A 208-nucleotide genomic window follows, 5' to 3' on the forward strand; every position below is an offset into this window, starting at 1 on the left:
TCATACAAATGGACGCCCAGGGACTGACCCGGTTGTATTATTTAAGATGTTGTTCATAGGATATCTTTATGGCATACGCTCCGAAAGGCAACTAGTTAAAGATATTGAGGTGAATTTAGCATACAGATGGTTTTTAGGATATTCAATTACAGAAAAAATTCCAGATGCATCTACAATAAGTCAAAATAGAATAAGACGGTTTAAAGAT

At 34.6% G+C, this 208-nt stretch carries 1 protein-coding gene; it reads left to right on the forward strand.

Features of this window, described 5'->3' with window-relative positions:
• Window positions 1-208 (forward strand): transposase (locus tag CPJCM30710_RS17725; RefSeq protein WP_212905412.1); only part of this gene is annotated, 208 nt, incomplete at both ends.

The sequence above is a fragment of the Clostridium polyendosporum genome, assembly GCF_018332455.1.
Classification (GTDB): Bacteria; Bacillota; Clostridia; order Clostridiales; family Clostridiaceae; genus Clostridium_AY; species Clostridium_AY polyendosporum.